This window comes from Nocardioides aquaticus (genome assembly GCF_018459925.1).
In the GTDB taxonomy this organism is placed as follows: domain Bacteria; phylum Actinomycetota; class Actinomycetes; order Propionibacteriales; family Nocardioidaceae; genus Nocardioides; species Nocardioides aquaticus.
On record NZ_CP075371.1, the window covers coordinates 1,611,591 to 1,631,547 of the forward strand.

General features: G+C 67.4%; 22 protein-coding genes. 21 read left to right on the forward strand and 1 reads right to left on the reverse strand.

From position 1 onward, the window contains the following. Nucleotides 1-89 precede the first annotated feature (89 nt). The 12 genes from ENKNEFLB_RS07785 (at nucleotide 90) to tcmP (ending at nucleotide 10,481) form a co-directional block, all read left to right on the forward strand. Complete coding sequence (locus ENKNEFLB_RS07785) at nucleotides 90-656, forward strand: SAF domain-containing protein (protein WP_214058662.1); 567 nt, start codon at nucleotides 90-92, stop codon at nucleotides 654-656. Next, a complete protein-coding gene (locus ENKNEFLB_RS07790) occupies nucleotides 656-1,462 on the forward strand; it encodes a CpaE/TadZ family protein (protein ID WP_214058663.1) in 807 nt (268 codons plus the stop codon). The genes ENKNEFLB_RS07785 and ENKNEFLB_RS07790 overlap by 1 nt, the downstream gene beginning before the upstream one ends. Further along, nucleotides 1,459-2,772 carry a TadA family conjugal transfer-associated ATPase gene (locus ENKNEFLB_RS07795; protein WP_214058664.1) on the forward strand — a complete coding sequence of 438 codons (1,314 nt, stop codon included), beginning with the start codon at nucleotides 1,459-1,461 and terminating at the stop codon, nucleotides 2,770-2,772. The genes ENKNEFLB_RS07790 and ENKNEFLB_RS07795 overlap by 4 nt, the downstream gene beginning before the upstream one ends. Then, nucleotides 2,772-3,662 carry a type II secretion system F family protein gene (locus ENKNEFLB_RS07800; protein WP_214058665.1) on the forward strand — a complete coding sequence of 297 codons (891 nt, stop codon included), beginning with the start codon at nucleotides 2,772-2,774 and terminating at the stop codon, nucleotides 3,660-3,662. Before ENKNEFLB_RS07795 ends, ENKNEFLB_RS07800 begins: the two co-directional genes overlap by 1 nt. After that, nucleotides 3,659-4,561, forward strand: coding sequence for a type II secretion system F family protein (locus tag ENKNEFLB_RS07805; RefSeq protein WP_214058666.1), 903 nt, complete (start codon nucleotides 3,659-3,661; stop codon nucleotides 4,559-4,561). The genes ENKNEFLB_RS07800 and ENKNEFLB_RS07805 overlap by 4 nt, the downstream gene beginning before the upstream one ends. A gap of 27 nt (nucleotides 4,562-4,588) precedes the next feature. Next, nucleotides 4,589-4,777, forward strand: coding sequence for a hypothetical protein (locus ENKNEFLB_RS07810; RefSeq protein WP_214058667.1), 189 nt, complete (start codon nucleotides 4,589-4,591; stop codon nucleotides 4,775-4,777). Between the two features lie 11 nt (nucleotides 4,778-4,788). Continuing rightward, nucleotides 4,789-5,175, forward strand: a complete 387-nt coding sequence (locus ENKNEFLB_RS07815; protein ID WP_214058668.1) for a TadE/TadG family type IV pilus assembly protein — start codon at nucleotides 4,789-4,791, stop codon at nucleotides 5,173-5,175. After that, nucleotides 5,172-5,582, forward strand: a complete 411-nt coding sequence (locus ENKNEFLB_RS07820) for a TadE/TadG family type IV pilus assembly protein (RefSeq protein WP_214058669.1) — start codon at nucleotides 5,172-5,174, stop codon at nucleotides 5,580-5,582. Before ENKNEFLB_RS07815 ends, ENKNEFLB_RS07820 begins: the two co-directional genes overlap by 4 nt. Then, nucleotides 5,579-5,989 carry a pilus assembly protein TadG-related protein gene (locus ENKNEFLB_RS07825; RefSeq protein WP_214058670.1) on the forward strand — a complete coding sequence of 137 codons (411 nt, stop codon included), beginning with the start codon at nucleotides 5,579-5,581 and terminating at the stop codon, nucleotides 5,987-5,989. Before ENKNEFLB_RS07820 ends, ENKNEFLB_RS07825 begins: the two co-directional genes overlap by 4 nt. Continuing rightward, on the forward strand, nucleotides 5,986-8,784 hold the full coding sequence (locus ENKNEFLB_RS07830; RefSeq protein ID WP_214058671.1) for a LysM peptidoglycan-binding domain-containing protein: 2,799 nt from the start codon (nucleotides 5,986-5,988) through the stop codon (nucleotides 8,782-8,784). The genes ENKNEFLB_RS07825 and ENKNEFLB_RS07830 overlap by 4 nt, the downstream gene beginning before the upstream one ends. Next, nucleotides 8,781-9,179, forward strand: coding sequence for a hypothetical protein (locus ENKNEFLB_RS07835; protein WP_214058672.1), 399 nt, complete (start codon nucleotides 8,781-8,783; stop codon nucleotides 9,177-9,179). The genes ENKNEFLB_RS07830 and ENKNEFLB_RS07835 overlap by 4 nt, the downstream gene beginning before the upstream one ends. 168 nt (nucleotides 9,180-9,347) lie before the next feature. Further along, nucleotides 9,348-10,481 (forward strand): three-Cys-motif partner protein TcmP, encoded by a 1,134-nt coding sequence (tcmP, locus tag ENKNEFLB_RS07840; RefSeq protein ID WP_214058673.1) that lies wholly within the window; start codon nucleotides 9,348-9,350, stop codon nucleotides 10,479-10,481. Here tcmP and ENKNEFLB_RS07845 read toward each other — a convergent pair. Continuing rightward, nucleotides 10,468-11,214 (reverse strand): DUF5131 family protein, encoded by a 747-nt coding sequence (locus ENKNEFLB_RS07845; protein WP_214058674.1) that lies wholly within the window; start codon nucleotides 11,212-11,214, stop codon nucleotides 10,468-10,470. The genes tcmP and ENKNEFLB_RS07845 overlap by 14 nt on opposite strands. Nucleotides 11,215-11,278: 64 nt before the next feature. Here ENKNEFLB_RS07845 and ung point away from each other — a divergent pair, with 64 nt between their 5' ends. From ung to ENKNEFLB_RS07890, 9 genes are all read left to right on the forward strand, one after another. Continuing rightward, the gene (gene ung, locus ENKNEFLB_RS07850; protein ID WP_214058675.1) at nucleotides 11,279-12,469 is read left to right on the forward strand and encodes a uracil-DNA glycosylase; all 1,191 of its coding nucleotides are present in this window, start codon (nucleotides 11,279-11,281) and stop codon (nucleotides 12,467-12,469) included. Between the two features lie 262 nt (nucleotides 12,470-12,731). Next, nucleotides 12,732-13,523, forward strand: a complete 792-nt coding sequence (locus ENKNEFLB_RS07855; RefSeq protein WP_214058676.1) for a hypothetical protein — start codon at nucleotides 12,732-12,734, stop codon at nucleotides 13,521-13,523. Continuing rightward, nucleotides 13,520-13,801 carry a hypothetical protein gene (locus ENKNEFLB_RS07860; RefSeq protein WP_214058677.1) on the forward strand — a complete coding sequence of 94 codons (282 nt, stop codon included), beginning with the start codon at nucleotides 13,520-13,522 and terminating at the stop codon, nucleotides 13,799-13,801. The genes ENKNEFLB_RS07855 and ENKNEFLB_RS07860 overlap by 4 nt, the downstream gene beginning before the upstream one ends. A 257-nt stretch (nucleotides 13,802-14,058) precedes the next feature. Continuing rightward, nucleotides 14,059-14,517 (forward strand): hypothetical protein, encoded by a 459-nt coding sequence (locus ENKNEFLB_RS07865; protein ID WP_214058678.1) that lies wholly within the window; start codon nucleotides 14,059-14,061, stop codon nucleotides 14,515-14,517. Further along, complete coding sequence (locus ENKNEFLB_RS07870; RefSeq protein ID WP_214058679.1) at nucleotides 14,514-14,786, forward strand: hypothetical protein; 273 nt, start codon at nucleotides 14,514-14,516, stop codon at nucleotides 14,784-14,786. The genes ENKNEFLB_RS07865 and ENKNEFLB_RS07870 overlap by 4 nt, the downstream gene beginning before the upstream one ends. 26 nt (nucleotides 14,787-14,812) lie before the next feature. Continuing rightward, the gene (locus tag ENKNEFLB_RS07875) at nucleotides 14,813-15,580 is read left to right on the forward strand and encodes a hypothetical protein (protein WP_246535900.1); all 768 of its coding nucleotides are present in this window, start codon (nucleotides 14,813-14,815) and stop codon (nucleotides 15,578-15,580) included. After that, nucleotides 15,577-16,953, forward strand: coding sequence for a hypothetical protein (locus ENKNEFLB_RS07880; RefSeq protein ID WP_214058681.1), 1,377 nt, complete (start codon nucleotides 15,577-15,579; stop codon nucleotides 16,951-16,953). Before ENKNEFLB_RS07875 ends, ENKNEFLB_RS07880 begins: the two co-directional genes overlap by 4 nt. Next, nucleotides 16,950-18,458: an SCO6880 family protein gene (locus ENKNEFLB_RS07885; RefSeq protein ID WP_214058682.1), complete on the forward strand. Its 1,509-nt coding sequence runs from the start codon at nucleotides 16,950-16,952 to the stop codon at nucleotides 18,456-18,458. The genes ENKNEFLB_RS07880 and ENKNEFLB_RS07885 overlap by 4 nt, the downstream gene beginning before the upstream one ends. A 221-nt stretch (nucleotides 18,459-18,679) precedes the next feature. Next, nucleotides 18,680-19,954 carry an ATP-binding protein gene (locus ENKNEFLB_RS07890; RefSeq protein ID WP_246535901.1) on the forward strand — a complete coding sequence of 425 codons (1,275 nt, stop codon included), beginning with the start codon at nucleotides 18,680-18,682 and terminating at the stop codon, nucleotides 19,952-19,954. Nucleotides 19,955-19,957: the final 3 nt, after the last annotated feature.

Below are 19,957 nucleotides of genomic sequence, written 5' to 3' on the forward strand. Positions count from 1 at the left end.
AGCGGCCCATGGCTGCTACGCAACGGCCGATGTCCCTCGGCCATGACCTTCCCCGGGTGCCTCGGCGGTACGGCCAATGGGCCGGTGCGGTGCTCTTCGTCGTCATGGCCGTGCTCCTCGCCGGGTGGTTCTGGCAGCAGAAGAGCGACCAACGCCCGGTGCTCGCTATCGCCGAGCCAGTCCCGGCCGGCTCTGTGATCACAGCCAACGACCTGGAGATCATCGAGGTCTCGGGCGTCAAAGGTGCCATCCCGTCGGCCGACAGCGACACCGTCATCGGCAGCACGGCTGCGGTCGGCCTTGTGGACGGCCAGATCCTGACGCGCGACATGGTCACCGCCGATCCACTCCCGGGACCGGGCGAGCGGGTGGTCGGCCTTCAGTTGGAGGCCACCCGCGCCCCCGCCGGGCTCGCGCCGGGCGACGTCGTCGTGGTGATCGCGGTGCCGCCCGAGGGTGACCCGAGCACGCCGGGCAACCTCGACAACCCGACGGTCCTGGCCCCCAGCGCGACGGTCGCCTCGGCTGCGGCGATCGAGGGCGCGGGGACTCGCCTGACCCTCGTCGTGCCCGAACCGGTCGCCGAGCGTGTCACCGCCTACGTGGCAGCGGGGCGAGTGGCGCTGGTGCAGGCTCCCGCAGGGGGTGATGAGTGATGCTCATTGCGCTGTGCGGAGACAAGGGCTCGCCCGGAGTGACCACGACCGCTTTGGCGCTCGCCTCGGCGTGGACCGGACAAGCGATTGCCGTCGAGGCCGACCCTGCCGGCGGTGATCTGGCGATCCGGCTCCACCCGGGAGGCTCCACCCTTCCCGAGACTCCGACCGTGCTGTCGGTCGCAACCGCCGCGCGCGCCGACCGGGAGCACGATCCCGTCGCTACACACGCCCATGCGTTGAACTCCACGACCGGAGTCGTGCCCGGCCCTGTGCTGGCGGAGCAGATGGCGAACATCGGCGATTGGTCCCCGCTCACCGATGCACTCGTGCGATGCGCCTTCCCGGTATTCGTGGATCTCGGCCACCTGCACTCCGCATCATCGATGCTGCGTGTCGCCGCGCGTGCTGACCTGGTCATCGCGGTCGGGCGCCCCGACATGTCGTCTGTCATCCGGCTGCGCGACCGCCTGGCCCGCGTGGCGCCCCACCTGGCTCATTTGCGTGGTGCGGCTCCACGGCTTCTTCCGCTCCTGGTGACTACTAGTCGGCACGGCGCCGCCGACGTGGCGGACCTGCGCGGGATCCTCGCGGAGACTCCGGTCAAGCCGTTCGTCGTGGACTGTGGGTTCCTGGCACACGACCCGTCCGGAGTCCGGCGCCTGGAGGCGGGCGAGGAGCCCGGCGGCCGACTCTCGCGCACTGACCTCCTCCGGACCGCCCGCGACGTGACCGGCCGTCTTGAGTCCCTGACCGGATCACCGGCGACGGCATCGAAGCCGTCCATCGTGGGGGGACGTCGATGACCGACCTCGACTACACGCTGATCAAGCGCCTCCAGGCGGAACTGGGTCGACTTCGTCAGGAGGACATCTCCCGCCGCCGATCGGCGAACCTGCCTTCGCTCGCCGGCCCGGATGCCGTCCAGCATGGAAAGGCACTCGTCCAGCGAGTCATCGGCGACTATGAGGCCGGTCTGGCGGAGACGGGCGGTGACACGCTCGCGTGGGAGGCGCGGCAGGATCTCGTGGAAGCGTTGGAGGCACGGCTGTTCGGCGCGGGAAGCCTGCAGGCGCTCCTGGACGACGAGAACGTCGAGAACATCGACATCAACGGCTTCCAACACGTCTACGTCGAGTACGCAGACGGCACGACAGCCAAGGTTCGGCCGATCGCTGGGTCCGACGAAGAGTTGGTCGAGACCATCCAGACTCTCGCGGCCCACGAAGGCCTGTCGGCCAGGGCGTTCGACGTAGCCAACGTGCGGGTCAACCTTCGCCTGCCGGACGGATCGCGCCTCTACGCGGTTCAGTCGGTCACGAAGCAGCCAGTCGTCTCGATCCGCCGTCACCGCCACACCCGAGTGACGCTCAAGGACCTCGTTGGACTGGAGACCGTCGACCAAGAGATGTCCGAGCTTCTCTCGGCGCTCGTCCACGCACGCAAGAACGTGATGGTCGCGGGCGCCACCAGCGCAGGGAAGACGACTCTGCTCCGGGCACTGGCATCGGAGATCGGCCCGGATGAACGGATCCTGACCGTCGAGCGGTCGCTGGAACTCGGGCTCGACGGCGACATTGACCACCACCCCAATGCCATCGCGTTCGAGGAGCGGCTCCCCAACACCGAGGGTGCTGGCGCGGTCACGATGGCCGAGCTCGTCCGCGACACCCTGCGCATGAACCCGTCCCGAGTCATCGTCGGAGAAGTCCTGGGGGACGAGGTCGTCACCATGCTCAACGCGATGACCCAAGGAAACGACGGATCGCTGTCCACCATCCACGCAAACTCTTCCTCCGACGTAGTCCACAAGATCGCCACCTACGCCATCCAGGCGCCGGAGCGGCTCCCGTGGGAGGCGACCGTCCGCCTCGTCGCCACCGCTCTGGACTTCATCGTCTTCATTCGTCGTATCCGAGGCGAGGAAGGTCAACGGCGCCTGGTGGAGTCCGTGCGCGAGATCGCCGGGATCAGCGACGACGGACAACTCCAGACCAACGAGCTGTGGGGCCTCGATCCGAGCGGAAACGTCGTACGACGACACGGGGTCCAGGTCCGCGCCCAAGACGAGCTGATGGCGGTCGGTTGGCGTCCCAACACGGGCGGGTGGTCCTGATGGCCATGCTCGAGTTTCTCGCTGCCACCGCCGTGGCAGCACTCGGCCTGGTGGCGATACTCCGCCTCGCTCGAGGCCAAAGCGCCGTACCGAGGCTGTCCCTTGGTGGCGCGGTCGGCCGAACCAAGACCCGCCAGGTCGGCGTTGCCGCCGCCGTCGGGGTAGCCGCCCTCGTCCTCACACGCTGGCCTCTGGCCGGGCTCGCATCGGGCGTGATCGTGTTCCTCTGGCCCCGACTCTTCGGCGGTGGCGCGGCCGGACGCCGTCAGCTGGAGAAAATCGAGGCACTTGCCTTATGGACTGAGTCACTCCGGGACACCGCGACTGCGGCCGCCGGGTTGGAACAGGCCATTCCCGCAACCGTTCCTGCCACCCACGCACTGCTTCGCGGGCCGGTGCGCGAGCTGGCCGCGAGGCTTGACGGACGGGTTCCATTGCCCGAGGCCCTGGCACGCTTCGCCGACGACGTCGACGACCCCGCTGCCGACATGGTCGTTGCAGCGCTGTCGCTCAACGTCAGGCAACGTGCGGGTGGGCTGGAGCGGATCCTCACATCGCTTGCCGCGTCGTCCCGGACAGAACTAGAGATGCGTCGAAAGGTGGAGCTCGAACGGCGTGCCCTTCGTCGGCAGGCCCAGCGGATCGCGTTCGCTGTCGTCGGCTTCGTCGCCCTCCAAGCGGTGTTCGCCCGTGGCTGGGTTGAGCCCTACTCAACCCCGCTCGGACAGTTCGTGCTGGCCATCCTGACCGCCGTCTTCCTCGGCGCCTTCATCCGGATGCGCTCGCTGTCCAACAGCGAGCCCGAGTCCAGATTCCTGACCTCCCCGGACCACGTCACTGAGATCGCCTCGTACAAACCGCATCTCGTCCGGATGGGAGCACGGTCGTGACCGGGTTCATGCTCGCCGCCGGCGTTGTGGCCATCGCCGTACTCCACGCCTACCGCCTCGCGGTGCCGCCACGTCCCGACCTGGCGAGTGCCGTTCGGCGATGGGACGCGTCTCGAGCACGCGCCACCCGCATCCAGCGGATCGGCGCACCGAAGGCGACGACTGTCGGCGGGAAGGCCCAGAACTGGATGGTCGACCAGGTGCTCCGACGCGCACGTGACGTCAAGCACCTTGCGCAGGATCTGGCCGTCACGGGTGCCACGATCGAGCAACACGTCGGCAAGACAACCGTGCTGGCCATCGTCGGCTTCGTCGGTCCACTCGTCGTCCTCGGCTTCCTCAACACGATCGGACTTGGGCTGCCGCTCGTGTTCGGTCCGGCCGTGGGTGCAGTTCTCGCGGGAGCGATGCTGTTCGTCACTCGCCAGGAGCTGACTGACAAGGCCAAGAAGAAGCGCGCCGAGTTCAGGCGCACGCTCTCGGTCTATCTCGACCTCGTTGCCATGTCGATGCAGGCGGGTCGGGGCCATGCGGAAGCGCTGCCCGCGTCGGCGGCCATCGGCACAGGTTGGGCCTTCACCCAGCTCCAGGACGCTATCGACGGCGCCCGGTTCTCCGGGACCACGCCCTGGCACGCGCTGGGTCAGCTCGGTGATCGATTCGGCATCCGCGAACTCACCGATCTCGACGCGGCACTAACTCTGGCCAACGATGACGGCGCCAAGGTACGCACCACCCTGGTCGCTCGGGCGGAGACCCTTCGCTCGGAGCGGATCGCAGACGCCGAAGCGGCTTCCGCTCAGGCCACCGAGTCGATGCGCTTCGCCCTCATCGTCATGGTCTTCACCTTCCTCGCCTACGAGCTCTACCCCTCGGTCGCCCGGCTCTTCGCCGGCTGACTTCGCCACCACCCGCAGGAGAGCAACATGGAGGAAATCAGGATCCTGGTGATCTGGTTGCAGGCCCGCCTGTCCGAGCGCGAGCGAGACGAGCGCGGGTTCACGGCTGTCGAGTGGCTGCTGATCGCGCTCGGCGTCATCACCATCGCCGGCATCGCCGTTGCCGCGATCAAGGCGTATGTCACCGGCCAGACCAACAAGCTCGGACAACCCTGAACACGAGACCCATGCATCGGGCACGCCGAATCCGCGACGAGCGAGGAGCACTGTCCATCGAGTTCCTCCTCGTCATCAGCGCGCTCATGCTCGTCTTCCTGGTCATGCTTCAGTACGCCGTGAAGGCACACGCTCACCGCGTGGCCGAGGCGGCCGCTGAGGAGGCCTTGGCATCCGCCTCGGCGTATGACGGATCCGCTGCCTCCGGAGAGCAGGCTGGCAATCACACGCTCAGCGATCTCGGCACCTTGTCGAACACAACCGTTGTGGTGACCCGCAGCGGGACGACGGCCTCGGCGACGGTGACCGGCGACGTCGAGCAGTTGGTCCCGTTCCTGCCCGTGCATGTGACCGTCCGCATAGAGGGCCCCGTCGAGCAGTTCGTGGAGTCGCCATGAGGCGCAACGAGCGCGGCGCGATGGCGATCGAGGCCGTCCTCCTGACTCCTGTGCTGGTGGCGGCGATCATCATGGTTGCGGCTGGATCCCGGTACGTCGATGCGCGGAGCCAGACGAACCACGCGGCGTACGCCGCCGCGCGTGCGGCCTCGCTGACGACCAACCAAGAGGCCGCTGTCCAGGCCGGCAGGAAGGCCGCCGAGCATTCGATGGCCGAGCGCGGTCGCGCGTGCGCCGACCTCCAGGTCGACATTGACGCCGGCGACTTCAACCCCGGCGGGACGGTGCGAGCCACCATCGCCTGCACCGCTGACTTGTCGGATCTCGTTGGCATCGGGCTGCCCGGATCCAAGACATTCACGTTCACGGCGGTCGTCCCGCTTGAGCAACACCGGGACTTCCCATGATCGTGCGCAGCGAACGAGGTAGCGCCTCGATCTGGGCGATCCTGGTGATCTCCGGGGCCTTCACAGTCCTCCTCGGCCTCGTTGTCGATGGCGGGAGGGTCATGGACGCCCGCATCGCTGCATCGCGGGCCGCGGCCCAAGCGGCCCGGGTCGGAGCCGACTCTCTTTCCTCGGCCAGCGTGCGCAGTGGCCATGACGCCATCAGTGTCGAGGCGGCCAAGGCGCGCGCGCAGAACTATCTCCATGACGCCGGGATGAGCGGCGCCGTCAGCGTGTCGGGGGACACCGTCACGGTGACCGTCACAGGTGCGTCCGAGACGCAGATCCTCGGCGTCATCGGCATTGCGTCCTTCCCGATAAGGGAGTCCGAGTCCGCTCGAGCCATCACGGAGGAGGACCTGCCATGACAGCGATCCGCCGGGCAGGGATCCTGTTGCGAGGGCTGAGCTCCGCCGTCATCCTCGTCGTACTCGCGGTGGGCGTCCCCGCGATGCTCCTAGGCACGGTGGGCAATCCGATCCCCGACGAGTGGACCTGGACGTCACCGCTCACAACGGGCGCCCTGCTGGGGCTGATCGCTTGCGTCGCCTGGGTCTTCTGGGTGCAGCTCGTGATCTGCGTCGTCGTCGAACTGATCGCGGAGGTCCGACTCGCGACCGGGCGCTCCGCGGACTGGCTCGCTCGTGTCCCCGGCACTTTCGGCGGGCAGCAGGCGCTCGCGCGGTCGCTCGTCCAGGCCGTCATCGCCATCGGTCTGACCACCACCGCGACAGGAACGACGACGTCGTGGATCGGGCACGCTGATGCCGCTACACCCGCTCCAGCTGGGACGCCAGCCGTGACAACTCAGATGTCGTCCAACGCGGCAGCCCCTGCTTCGGCTGCGCGGCGATCCACGATCAGCGTCACGGTCGAACGCGGTGACACGCTCTGGTCGATCGCCGAGCAGCACCTGGGCGCAGGCGAGCGGTGGCGTGAGATCGCTGAACTCAACCGAGGTCGCGAGATGACCGACGGGTCGACCTTCGATGATGCCCGGACGATCTTGCCTGGCTGGGAGCTCCTCGTACCGTCCGTCGCACCGCGCGACGTAGTCGTCGACCGCGCCGTCACAGTCAAGCAAGGAGACACACTCTGGGAACTCGCCGAGGAGTCGTACGGCGAAGGCTCCGCGTGGCCACGCATCTACGAGGCCAACGCCGAGCAGATCGAGGACCCAGCCCGGATCTTCCCGGGGCAGCGCTTCGTCGTCCCGGATCAGCCGGCCAAGGAGCCTCCGGCGGTCGAGCACGTGCAACCGCCTGTCGAACCGCCCGACACGGAGGTCGTCCCGCCGGCCAAGTCCGACCCGCCCGCGGCGGAGGAGAGTCCGACGTCGGCTCCGACGTCGGCTCCAGCTGATGTGGCCCCGTCAAGCGCGGCGGAGACCGACAACCAGACGACGGTCGGCTCGGGTGGGGTGCTCGAGGATTCCGGATTCCACGTCGACGGAGCCACGATCACCCGCGCGCTCCTTGGTGGTGGCGGATTCCTCGCCGCCGGGATGCTTGCGGTGTACGTCGGACGACGGCGCACCCAGACCCGCAACAGGCGCTCCGGTCGGGCTATGCCGAGCGTGGCGCCGCCGTTGCGGGCCGACGACAAGGTGTTGAGGGCCATCGGGAATGAAGCTGGTCAACGGGTGGCGTTCTTCGATTCCGCCCTACGGGAGCTCGCGCAGTTGATCGAGAGTTCGGGGCTCCGCCTCCCGGACGCTGCGGCGGCTCGCATTGACCAGGAGCGGCTCGAGCTGCAACTCGCGCACCCAGAACTTGCGGCTCCTGACCCGTGGATCGCCTCGCCTGACGGATCGGTGTGGACCGTTTCGGCGGGCCACACCCCGGCGACATGGGATCGAATCTCGCCCTACCCGGCGATGGTCACTCTCGGTAACGACGCCGACGGCGGAACGTGGCTCCTCGATCTGGAGTCGGCCGGCGTCACCCAGATCGTGGGCGCTCCGGCCGCCGCGGCCGACCTGGCCCGGTTCGTCGCCGCAGAGTTGGCGCTCAATCCATGGTCGGACGCTGAGATCGTGAGCGTTGCCGGCATCGCCGGCGAGGTCGCCCCGCTGAACTACGGGCGCATCTTCGCCGAGCCGAGGCTCGACATCGATCGACTCACCAAACTCGCCCGTCAGGTGGCCGACACCGTCGAGTCATCTGGTCGGCATGTGCTTGCGTCACGCGTGGCGGACGGTGAGGACGCATGGGTACCCACCGTGGCCATCGGCCGCGTCGGAGATCAAGACGGCGATGTCTCGAAGTACGCGATCGCGGACCTGCTCAACGAGGTGGAACGCACCTCGGCCCGCACGTCGGTGGCCCTCCTGATCGTTGCCACGGAGGCGGTCGACGCCCGGGCGCTGACGCTCCGCCTCACCGGGGAAGGGAGCTTGGAGACACCGTGGGGAACCGTGCGCCCGAACCGACTGACCGGCGAAGAGGCGGCGATCCTGGCTGAACTGTTCGCCGACGCCGATACGGAGGGTGACGAGCCGATCCCGGGCATGACCGGCCCGGGCGCCGAGCCGACCGGCACCGACGAGGCTGGCGCCCTCGTCCAAGAGCTGACCGTGCCACGACGCGGCACTGGCGACCCTCACTCTGTCCTGCCGCGTCCTGATCGTGCCTACGTCGAGGCTGCGGCGACCACCGCCGACGATCTCGCCGCATTGGCCCCGGAGGTGCCGCCGAGCGAGGTGGCAAGCCACTTGGCGGGGACCCGACGCTCGAGGCTGATCTGGCCGACTGGCTCGATCCGGCAATCAGCCGACCCAAGCTCCGAGTCTTGGGACCGGTCGAGCTCCTCGCGGGCGGTGAGAAGACCAAAGAGGTCGAGTCGAGGCCGGCGTACTTCGCCGAACTCGCTGCCTACCTCGCCGCCCATCCAGCCGGACGAACACCGAACGAGGTGGCGGCCGACTTCGGGATCCAGAACAACACCCTGCACACCCGTCTGGGTCAGCTCCGGAAGTGGCTCGGCCGGCAGCCCGCCTCTGACGAGTGGTACCTGCCCAACGCCGTGCGGATACGGGGCCAGCAGGTTTACCGGATCGAGGGCATCATCGTGGACGCCGATCTCTTCCGGCGGCTTCGAGCACGCGGTGAGGCCCGAGGCCCGGAAGGGATCGAGGACCTGCGCCGTGCACTGGAGCTGGTGACCGGGAGGCCCTATGACCAGCCTCGAAACAGGGGGTACGGCTGGCTCGTCGACACGCCGTTCGACCACTACCTGACAGCGGCAATCGTCGACGTCGCCCACATCGTCGCCACGTTCGGGCTGACCGAAGGCCAGCCCAAGCTCGCGTTGTGGGCGGCTGAGAGGGCAATCGCCGCGGCTCCCTCCGAGGACAAGCCCCGGCTCGATCTGACCCGCGCCATGAAGGCGATGGGCCAGGATGCAGAAGCCGAGAACTACCTCAGTCGCGAGGTCTTCAACCGCTCCGACGACGACCGGGCTCCGCTCGACCCGTCAGAGCGGACGAAGCAAATCGCGGAGCGGCTCGACCAACGGCCCTTCACGCGAGTAACCAGGCGAGACGGGCTGCCAGGTTGATGCGCTGCGCGCACGTCGCGCTCACCCTGGAGGCAGGTCGCACCTTCGATATCCACTCCGGCAACGCCATCGGCGCCTAGCCTGAACACCCTAAGGTAGATCGACTCGAGGGCGGCAGCCTTGTCAAGTGACACAAGTAAGTTCCATGAGGCCAAGCAGGCAGCTGCCGTGCTGAAGCACGCCGTACTCGACCGTTACGTGACGCCGTTCGCTAGTAAGACCGGCAGCACGTCGAAGGATGGGCGGGTGGCGTTCATCGACGGATACGCCGGCCCCGGCAGGTATGCCGACGGCGCTGAGGGCTCCGGGGCGATGTTGCTCCGCAAGGCCAGGGAACTGGCCAGCATGGGCAGCCCTCGGCAGTTGGAGTGCCACTTCGTGGAGGACGACGCGGATACCATCGCACGACTCCACGAGGTCGCAGCGGCGGAAGGCGTGGGCGTCTCCTACACGATCACCGACGACAGCATCTCCAAGCGTTTGCCTGTGCTCCTCGACGCGGTCGAGAACATCCCGTTGTTCGTCTATCTCGATCCATGCGGGCTGCCGATCCCGCTCGAAGAGGTCGCCTCGATCTTCGCCCGTCCCAGCGGACCCGGCACACCCCCGACCGAGGTCCTCATCAACCTGACCGCGCACCTACGCCGGTTCGCTGGAATGCTCTACAGCGACAAGGCGATCGAGAACTCGCTCAAGACGGCGGACTCCGCGCTCGGCGGCGGTTGGTGGCGCGCGGTGTGGCTCGAGAGCTGCCCGACTAAGCACGCCAGCGAGGACCAGAAGAAGGCGGCCGAGCTTGCCGTGGTTGAAGGGTATGCGCAGCGCCTACGTGAGAAGGCGGGGGCCCTCGGCACGTGGATCATCGACGTGAAGCCGCGCGGCAACCTCAAGCCGGTGTACTACCTCGTGTTCGCGACGCGCAGCATCCATGGCATGGTCGCGTTCGGCGAAGCAGCCTCGAAGGGTCTGGAGCAGTGGCGGAAGCACATCGCCGAGCAAGACGCTGAGGACGACTTGTTCGGCTCTGCTGCCGACTGGGAGGCTACGTGGACGGCCGATGAAGCCAAGCTCAAGACGCAGTGGATCGACACCCTGTCGAAGCGCATCATCGCCGAGCTGTCCAAGGGTCAGCCGTTCCGCATCATCGACCGACCTGAAGAGGTCCTCGGCAGCGATCTGGTGGGCGTGGTGCGTACCTTGCATTTGCGCCAGGCCATCAAGAACGCGCTCGCAGCGGGCAAGACCTCGACGGACCCGAAGGGCGTGGACGACCTCTACACGCTGCAGCTCACGCCGGCGTAGGTACGGGCATCTCGTCCCAGAGGCGCCCGTCTAGCTCACGTCCATTGCTCTTGGGCCTCGTGCCGCCCCACTGTTTGAAGAAGAACGCCACGCCCTGCTCGCGGCAGGAGTCGCGCAGTTCTCGGACCCACGCCGGATCGAGCTGGCGGTGGTTCGGCCCGCTCTCCCCACCAGCGATGAGCCAGTGGATGCCGTTCAGGTCGATCCCGGCGAGCGATCCGAGCAGCGGCTCGGCCGAGACGAATCGCGTTGCCACCGGCACCTGCCTGAGCTCATCCAGTCGCCCGAGCTGGCCCTCCGATTCGACGCTGACGCCGAGCCAGACGTTGCTGGGCCACGGTAGGTGAGAGGCCAGCCGAACAGCTCTCCGCGGTCGCTTGGTCAAGAGCTGGTAGGTGTGACGCGGCGTCTCCTCCATCACGCGGAAGACTTCCTGGATGAACGGCGTGCTGACCTTGGCGTGGAACAGGTCCGACATGCTGTTCACAAAGATCAGCCTCGGAGCTGACCATCGATACGGGATATCCAGCGCCGAGGGGTGCTCTTGGACAGCGAAGCCGGGGCCGCTCGTACGCGGGTCGCCGTCCTCCTGGTATTTGGGGTTGCCCATCGCTTTGAGGCGCTTTGCCAATGTCAGCGCGTAGCAGTTGTCACAACCAGCGCTGATCCGGTCACAGCCGGTGGTGGGGTTCCACGTGGCTTCGGTCCACTCAATGCCGCTGCCGTCCGCCATACCCTCACCGTAGGGCAGCCGGCCGACTGTTCGGAGATCCCGTGCCGAGGTGCCCTGCCTGGCCGTGAGCCGCGGCCCCGACGTCCCGATCGACCGAGATCGGACTTCTCTGTCGGTGGGCTCCGAGATACTCAAGTACAGCGAAGAGGAGAAGCAGGTGAACGACCAGGCAGAACAGGCCGACCGACCGGAGAGAGTCGAGCCGCCTAACGACACCGACTATGAGGCTCTGACACTGCTCGCTGACATCGACTCGGCCGAAGCGGTGGAGCTCACCGCATACAAGGTCGTCCGCACCCTGGAACGAGAACGCGACCGCGCCATCTCCCGAGCGAACGCCTACCTGACCAAGGACGGCACTGGCTTCTTCGCCCACGAACCCTCCGCCCGATACAACCCCGTCCAGAAGCTCTGGATCATCGGATACCGCGAAACCGAATGCCCTGACGAGATCCTCATCGGGGGCGCCCTGATCGTCCCGGACCGCGGACCCGTCTACAGCACCGACAGCATGCCGAGGCAGCCTGAGTTCGACGGCATCATGGCGTTCGACATCCCAGGCGACTGGCTCGATGTGCTGCAAGACGAAACGAGCAAGCCGTATTGGGGCGTCCTAGAACGATTCGTCGCCGACGAGCGCGCCAATCCCGACCACGAGGTCTACCCGGCACCCGAGGACGTGTTCGCTGCGCTCAAGCTCACTCCGTTTCGCGACGTCAGAGTCGTGATCCTCGGCCAGGATCCGTACATCAACCCCGGCGAAGCCCACGGGCTGGCGTTCTCCGTCCCCGCCGGGATCGACCTCCCGCCGTCGCTACGAACTATCCGCAAGGAGCTGGCCGCCGACCTCGAAATCCACCCGGCTGACCTCCCCGAACACGGCGACCTCACCGCCTGGGCCGAGCAGGGGGTTCTCCTGCTCAACACCACCCTGACCGTCCGCCGCGGATCGTCGAACTCTCACCAAGGCTTCGGGTGGGAGACGTTCACCGACGCCGTCATCCGCGCCATCAGCGACGAGCTCGAAGGAGTCGTGTTCATCCTCTGGGGGAGCGCCGCACAGGACAAAGAGAAGCTGATCGACAAGAACCGGCACCCAAAGCCCATCACGGCCGCCCACCCCAAAGCGTGGGCAACTGCGCACAATCAGCTCGCCGGGTCGAGACCGTTCACCACAGCCAACCGATTGCTGGCCGAATGGGGCCGGCCGGAGGTTAACTGGTCGCTCGAGCAACCATCTGCCCAGGACAAGTGACGACCAGGCGGCGGCAAGCGGGCGTCGCTGACCTGACCTCCCAGGCAACGCCGCGCGGGCGAGCTTCGCTCCGCGAATGATGGTGTCCGTTCGTCTCCGTGAGCGCGAATCAGCCTCACATCGGCAAGAAGTCTCAGATTTCTTCGGTGTGTGAGCAACCAGGTGAGGCGCTTGGTGAGCGTGTCGGTGAGGCCCGTCTTCTTCCGTGGAGTTCCGCGTGGATTCACGGAAGGGAACTCAGCCCATGCCTCTCATCAGACAAGTGGGGATCACGCCCCAGGAACTCGACGAGCTCGTCGACGAGGAACGCTGGGGCCAGTGGTGCCTCGCTGAGCCGGACCTCGCCGGGGTCGGATCGCTACAGGCCGTGCGTGAGCTGCGTGGCGAGGCCGAGGACCAGGCCCTCGGCGCACTGCTTCGCCTAGCGGCTACGGACGGACACGACGAGCAACTGGCCGCAGTCGCCGTCCTGCATCAACTCGGCGGCTCGGTGCGCACCATCGCCCGGCACTTTTGGCACCTCGCCGGCGGCGACGTCGAGGGCATCGTTGTGGGCGCGGCTTGGGAGCAGATTCGCTCGTACGACTGGCGGAGCCGCCGGCGTCATCACGCCTCGGCGATCCACCACGGCACCAGGAAGGCCGTCCGCGCAACGCTGATGCCGGACACCTCAAGGTCATTGGGTCGGAGGGTCGTGCTCCTGAATCCACAGTCTTGGGTGTTCGCGGCACTCGCGGAGCATGACGAGACGCCCGGCATGAGCATGAGCCTGGACGCCTTCGACTCTCGCGACCAACTCACCATCTTCCTCAACTGGGCCGCCGGTCAGGGCGTGATCGACGACGAAGAGATAGCGCTGCTGGACGCCCTGATGGACCTTGATCGACACAACGCTCAGATCCCGAAATGGCTCCGCGGCGCCTGCTCGATGGCAGCAGTCGAGCGCATGGCCTCTGAGCGCGGGATCTGCACCAAGTCGGTCTCCCGCGCCAGGGACAAGGTGCTCGCCAAGCTGCGCGAGGCTGCCTCGACATTCCTGGAGGAGGTCGCGTGATGGGTGTCCACTCGCCCCAGGTCGATGCGCTTGAAGGGGGCATGCGCACCTGTACGGCGCTCGCGACGCTACCTTTCGACGCTGGCGACCCGGAGTGGGTCGCGGACCTCCTCGACACCATGAGCATCGGTGACCTCGACACGGTCATCGACCAGCTCGACGAACTTCTCAGGCTGATGCGGAGGGCGGCAAAGGCACGCAGGATCCTCGCGACCGTCCATCCGGAGTTGATTCGAGCAGGACTTCAGGTGCGAGCGTCACGTGGAGGTGGGTCGTGAGTACGGCGGTCACGGAGGCGGTCTCCGTCTCCGATCTCGTGGCGGCGGTCCGGCGGCAACAGGCACCCCGCCCCGCGACTTCTTCTGAGGCAGGGACTTCTCCCGTTCGCGGCGCGTGCGTCGTCGGTGCTCACCCCGGTGCCGGAGCCACTACGGTCGCAGTTGCCCTCGCCGACGCACTGGACGCCATCGGACGCCCAGGGACGCTCCTGGATCTGGCTCCGTCGCCGGACGCCTTCGCCGCCGCGGAGTGCGAGGTGGACTCCCGGGTGCCGGGCTGGCGAGCGGGGCGACGAGGGCAGATCCAGGTGCTGCGCCGGCGTACGCACGAGGCGGAGGCCCCGAAGTTCTCGAATGACCTTGTCGTCGACGGTCGGATGGACTCGCTCAAGAGCCGGGTCCTGGTCTGCCGGGCCACACTCCCAAGCGTCCGCCGTGCCGACACAGACCTGCCCGACGGCGTGGTTCTTGCGGTCGTGGGCTGCAGCCGCTGGCCGAAGGTCGTAGCCGCGTCGCTCGGCCCCACCTTTCAGCGCGCCATGAGCGACGGTCGGATCGTCTTCTTCCCACATGACCGAGATCTCGAACTGAACGGCGTCGACGCAGAGCCGTTGCCGTCGAGTGCGCGCGCCGCAGGGCGACATGTCATCGAGCTTCTCTGGCCCGACCTTGTCGGGCCTTCCGCACCGCATCGATGGAAAGGACGCCGGCGATGATTGCTGAGGCGATCAACAACGTCTGCGCGAAGGCGCCGACCGGCATCGACAAGTACGCCGATATGTTGCTCGGCTGGGTGAAGTACGGCGTGGCCGCCGTGATCATTGCCGCTGGCTTCATCTCCGTCGGCGCACTCGTGGTCGGCAAGCTCGGCAGCATGTCCCGCGCCGCTCAGATGGGCGCGTCCGGGCTCATCTACTCGGTGCTGGCCGCCGTCGGATACGTCACCATCTACGGCATCCTCAACGCGATCGTGGGGAACTGCTGATGTCGGCGCGGACCTCAGTGGCACGGATGCTGGCCGGCCCCGAGGAGTGGAACCGGCGCAGGCTCCAGCTCCTCCTGGTCGTTGCCGTGCTCGTCGTCATTGCCGTCGTGGCCGGGATTGTCTGGTCGGTCATCGAGCTCCTCGGAGCCGGAGCGACGCCCCACTCGCCGAGCGCCGAATCCGGCACTGCGGCTCGTGACTCCGCAGCCGCACGCGCAACCTCGATTGACGAAGCCCGGCCCGGGCCACTGTCGACCGGGCACACCGGGACGATCAGGATCCCGCAGCCATCGAAACTGGGCGGGGCTCAGGTCGGGACCGGCTTCCCGCCAACAGCGGAGGGAGCACTGGCACAACTGATCGCGATCGACAGGCGCGCGATCGAGTCGGCGTCTGTGGTCACCGCGCAGGACGTGATCGCGGTTTGGGCAGCGCCCGGCGGCCCATCTGCGGAGAGCTGGTCCGGTGTCGCCGCCGTCCAGACGCTGTTGGAGGCGGCCGGGCTTCCGGCGAACGGGTCCACCGATCTTGCGATTCAGCTCGAACCGGCGATGGGCCTGGTTCTGGACGCTGGCACAGGGATGGCGACCGTCTGCGTCGACTTCATTGTCACGGCAAGAGTCGTGGGCAATCCGCCCGACCGCGTTGCTGCAGCCGACTGCCAGCACATGACCTGGCACGGGGACAGCTGGGCGATCGCTTCCGGCGAGGAGGCCGAACCGACGCCCTCGCTGTGGCCCGGGACGCAGGCGTCGTACGACGCCGGTTACCGGTGGCTGGAGTTCCTGCCATGACCGCTGAGCTCGTGCCGATGATCGACCTGAACCCATTTCACTGGCTCGGAGACCAGGTCAAGGAAGGCCTCGCCGACGTGTTCACGGCGATGATGATGTCGCTCTGGTCGGCCGCGCTCTGGCTGATGGACCTCGTCTTCAGCGTGCTCGACCGCTTCCTGACGCCAGATGTGACCGACCCCGGTCTCAACCACCTCTACAGCGTCACCCTGTGGCTCTCGTTGCTCGTCGCCCTCCTGATCGGCTTCGGACAGGTGGGTGTCGCGGCTGTACGCCGGGACGGACGGTCGCTCGGCGCTCTTGCCATGGGGGTCGCGCAGTACGGCGCGGTCGTTGCCGGCTGGATTGTTGTCTGCGGCGCGTTGGTCGTCGGCTGTGCCGGACTCACGCGTGGGCTTCTCAGCGAAATGTTGAACGTGCCCGCATTCTCCGGCTACTCGGCATCCGCCGGCATGCCGAACCAGGTCGTCGGCACGGTCCAGGCGGCGGTCCTCGGGGTCTGTGCGTTGTTCCTGGTGATCCCGGCCGCGTTCGGCTATCTGCTCATCATGCTGGTGCGGGAGGCGGCCTTGCTGATCTTGACCGCCACCATGCCGATCGCGGCCGCGGGCGCACTCGGCGATGGCACCAAGGCGTGGATGTGGAAGTCGATCCGATGGTTCGTTGCCGCATGCCTCACGTCGCCGCTGCTGGCGCTGGTGGTTGGCATTGGCGTACAGATCTCGCGAGCAGCTTTCCCTGAGGCGGGTCAGGTCCAGCGCAACGACGGCCTGATGTCGGACGTCATCCGGGCCAATGAGGCTCAAGTCGGCATGGCTGTCGTTGGCTGCGTCGTGTTCGCGATCGCCTGCTTCTGCCCCATGGTGCTCTTCCGGCTGCTCGCGTTCGTCGACCCTGGCACGGCATCGGGGGCGTCCTTCCGCACTACCCTCACCGCCAACGGCGGAGTATCAGGACTCCTTTCGGGCCGACGCACCGAGGACCAGGGCTCGGGTGCTGCGACCCAGACCTCGGCTGACGGCCGGGCCACCAGCGAGAGCGGCGCCGACGCCGAGACCGCCAACAGGTTCCAGTCCCGCGCCGCTAGGGCTTTCGGCGGCGCCGGCAAGGCGGTCGGAAAGACGATGGACGTCGTTGGCGGTGTCGCCGCCACCGGTGCCTCGATGTCGGTGGACGTGATGGGCCAAGCAGGGGTCGGCCACCAGGGTTACTACGACACCACCCCGCCACGTCGTGCCGGTAAGCCGTACCCGCAGCGCACCCGGATCGGCCACGGGTACGACCAAGGCAGCGGCGTCGCCAACGACCCCGTCCACGTCGCCGATGCAGACGAAGCGGCCGCTGTTGCCGAGGACGGAGCCTTCCTCGCATGACTGTCTACGGAGGATCCGCCACCCGCGACCGCCAGGGCTGGTTCCTCGGGCTCACCGGACCACAAGTCGTCCTCGTCCTCGCTGCCGCGTTTCCTTCTTGGTTGGCCATGTCGGTCGGAGAGTGGGCTGCGCTGCTCGCTCTAGTGCCGTTGTGGCTCGTCGCCGTCGCCCTGATCTGCGTTCCCGTGCGCGGTTGGTCTGCTGCTCAGTGGATCGGTGTCCTTGCGCGGCATGTCGTGGGTCGCGGGGCCGGCTGGACCCGGTGGCAGTCGAAAGGGGCCGCGGGTGACATCGATGACCCGGCCGAGGCCGACCTCCCAGGTGTCCTGACTGGAATCCAGATCCACGACGGACCGACGATGGCGGGACGAGGCGTTCGGCCAGCCATCATCCAGAACCATGCCACCCGGACATGGGCGGCTACGGCTCGTATCCTCCACCCCGGCATCGGCATGGCCGACGATGCCGACCGCGACCGGATGGGTGCGGGTCTCTCGGAGCTCTTCGAGGCCGCCTCCGCCAGCAGCCAGATCGACGTGCTCGCCATCTGTGTTCGCACGGTTCCCGACGACGGCACCGAGCGAGCCGAGTGGGTGCGCCAGCACGCCCGCGAGACGGAGCCCGAGCTCTCCGCCCACATCCATGCACAACTCGACGCGTCGATCAGCGGCGCGGCGATCCGAGCGGAAGCATTCGTAACCGTCGTTGTTCGGGAGGATGCCATCTCGAAAGACGCGCGACGGGCGGGTCGTGGTCTCAGCGGGCGAGCCCGCATCCTGTACGGCGTCCTCGGCGAGGTTGAATCGCGTCTACTCGGTGCCATTAGATGCACGCAGGTCAGTTGGCTCGACAGTGCTGAGCTCGCCATTGCGATCCGCACTGGCTTCGAACCGGGGGACGCCCCTGCTCTGGCCGACTCGGTCATCCACCACGGGTACGACGACACGATCGGGGCAGGCGTTCCAGTCGCTGCCGCGGGTCCGACGAATGCGACGACCGCCCTGCGGTCCTACCGACACGGCGAATGGGAGTCCATTGCCGCCACGATCCTGCTGCCACGCAAGGGCGCCGTGATGGGCGCTCTTGCCCGAGCCCTCGTTCCTTCCCAGGTCGGAGAGCGCCGTGCCCTGACAGTGTTCTTTCGACCCGTCAGCCAGGGCCTCGCCGAGCGCAGCACCGGACGCGCTGAGATGTCGGCTGCCATGGCCACCGAGGTACGCCGCAAGGTCGGGCGCGTCGAACGAGCACGTGACCGCCGTGCCGTCGAGCAGGTGCATGAGACCGATGAGAAGCTCGAGCGGGGTCGCTCGCTAGTCCGGGTCTCATCGGCCTTGGCCATCACCGTCCCGGCCGCATGGAACGCCCAGGACTATGGCCGTCGCCTGGACGCCTCCGTGCGCCTGTGCGGCTTCACGCCGCTGCCCCTCGACGGCGCCCACGATGCTGCCTTCGCGGCTGCCGTGATCCCCCTCGGGACTGGGCTGCCCAAGAAGCGCCGGAGCTAGCGATGGCCAGGCGACGTACGACCTCGCGGTCCGTCGACCACCTGCTCACGGACTTCGGCTCTCGTCTGCCGCGCAAGGACGCCGAGCCGCCGGAGCCGCCAGCCGACAAGCCCTTTCCGCGGGTCATCCGACACCGCGGAGTACGCAGGGCCGGTCACGGCTGGGCGCCGACCCTCCCACCCCTGGCGGGCTATCAGACCACCTCGGAACAGGCCCCCGTCATGTGGCCGCTCATCGCCGGCGACGGCTTACCGCCGACCGGAGCCCCGATGGGGTTCAACGTCCTCTCCGGTGGGTCTTTCTACTGCGACCCGATGGGGTGGATCAACGACGACACCATCCCGGTGACCAACCCCAACGTCTTCATCTTCGGCAAACCGGGCCGTGGCAAGTCTGCGCTGGTGAAGGCGTTCATGCTCCGCATGATTCGTTTCGGATACAGGTCGCTTGTCCTCGGGGACGTCAAGGACGAGTACGAAGACATCTCTCGTGCCCTCCGCGTCGAGCCCTACCGCATCGGCCCCGGCCTGCCGGGACGGATCAATCCGCTCGATGCCGGGCCGCTCGCGATGGACTGGGAGCGGCAGGATCGCACCGAGACCGCTCGCCGGGCCGCAGTCATCTTCAACCGCTGGCTTGCGCTCATCCGAGGGCTCGTCGGTTCCCAGCAGGTCCCCTTCACCCCGACCGAGGCGCGGGTGATCAATCACGTTCTGCGTGACCTCATCGGCTGGACGAACGGGCAGACAAGGCTGACGCCGGTCACCATCCCGATGGTTTGGAAGTCCCTCGACGATCCGAGTGAGGACCTGGTCGCCGCCTGTCGCTACGAGTCTCAGCAGGACTTCTACGACAGCACCCGGCCGCTCCGCGACGCCCTCGGGTCGCTATGCGAAGGCGAACTTGAGGGGCTGTTCGACGCGCCCTCGACCTTCGAGCCGAACTGGCGCGCACCGATTCAGACGCTCTCCCTCAATGCCCTTCACTCGGCCGGAAACGAGGCTGCGGTCGGCATAGCGCTGATGTGTCTCAACTCGTGGGGCCAAGGCATCCGGGAGATGGCCGAGGTCGGTGACCGGCGCATCGTGCTCCGCGACGAAGCCTGGATGCAGACCCGCCTCGGAGTGGAAGCCGTCAAGACCCTCGACTCCAACCTCCGTCTGTCGCGCAACGACGGCGACATCCAGCTGGTGACTTACCACAAGCCGTCCGACCCGCTCTCGGCCGGCGACCAGGGAAGCCAAGCGGCGCAGATCGCCAAGGACCTCCTCCACCTCGCCGACGTACGCATCCTCATGGGCCAGGACGAAGAAGTCGGCACCGAGCTCGGTCATCTGCTGGGACTTACCCGGATGCAGCAGGACCTCGTCACCGGCTGGGCGATGCAGGACAAGGGACGAGCGCTGTGGATGGTCGGCGACCAGCGATTCAAGGTTCAGACCGTCCTGACGCCTGTCGAGCGTCGGCTCACGTATACAAACGACGCGGTCGCGTGAGGC